Annotated in this window: 1 pseudogene; it reads left to right on the forward strand. The window is 69.7% G+C overall.

Annotated elements, in window-relative coordinates:
• Positions 1-1,259 (forward strand): annotated as a pseudogene (locus tag ACIBBH_RS42525) (hypothetical protein); the annotation flags it as partial.

Raw genomic sequence — 1,259 nt, forward strand, 5'->3', positions numbered from 1 at the left:
TTCGTGTCGCTGCTGCGCCGCCGCCGCTTCTTCGAGTACGACGAGGCCGAGACGCTGGTGGGCCTGCTGAAGGCGAGTCTGGCGGCGGGCGAGGATGTCACCGAGGCGCTGGGTGTTCAGGTCCGCCAAGCGGTCGAGCTCCTGGTGGATGCCATAGGGCGGGCGGATGTCCGTGCGGTCGAACGTGGGGCGCCGGGGCTGCACGCGTGCGGGGTGAGCGCGGGTGAGGTTTACCGCGGTGCGGTGGCGGTGATGATGCGCGTGGTCTTCCTGCTGTTCGCGGAGGAGCGGGGTCTGCTCCCGGCGGACAACGAGGTGTACGCCCGTTCCTACTCCGCCCGTTTCCTGCGTGAGGAGCTGAAGGCGCGGGCGGACGAGGAGGGTGAGACGTCGCTGGAGCACACGACGTCGGCGTGGCACCGGCTGATCGCCCTGTTCCACGCGGTGCATGGGGGAGTGGACCACCCGGGTTCGGGCTTCCACCTGCCGGCGTACGACGGTTCGATCTTCGACCCGGACAAGTACCCGTGGCTGGAGCGCACCACCCCGCTGCTCCCGATCGACGACCGCACGGTCCTGCACATGCTGCAGGCGGTGCAGGAGGTCCGCGTCGGTAAGGGCAAGGACCGTGAGGTCCGCACGCTCAGCTTCCGCGCGCTGGATGTTGAGCAGATCGGTTACGTGTACGAGGGCCTGCTGTCGTTCGACGGGCGCCGGGCAACTGAGCACATGGTGGGCTTGATCGGTCCCGAGGGCCTGGAACACGAGGTGCCGTTGCGGGAGTTGGAGGCGCTGGCGGCCAAGACCGGCACGTCGGTCAAGGCGCTGGCACAGGCGATCCACGACAAGTGGAAGGATCCCAAGCCTCCGGCGACGGCGGGCCAGTTGGAGAAGAAGCTCGCCCCTCTGTCGGCCGAGGGCGCGGCGGAGGCCCGTCGCCGCCTGAACGCGGTCACGAAGGACCCGGCGCTGACGGAGCGGCTGCTGCCGTTCGTCGGGATCCTCCGCGACGACCTGCGGGGCCTGCCGACGGTGATCCCGAACGGCGCGCTGTACGTCACGGAGTCCTCCCTGAGGAAGAACACGGGCACGCACTACACGCCCCGGTTCCTCGCGGAGGAGGTCGTGCTCCACGCCCTGGAGCCGCTGGTGTACGAGCCTGGCCCGCTCCAGACGGCGGACACGGCCGAGTGGCGCCTGAAGTCGGCGGACCAGATCCTCGACCTGAAGGTCGCGGACATCGCGATGGGCTCGGCGGC

It is taken from the genome of Streptomyces sp. NPDC051636 (assembly GCF_044453765.1).
Taxonomy (GTDB): domain Bacteria; phylum Actinomycetota; class Actinomycetes; order Streptomycetales; family Streptomycetaceae; genus Streptomyces.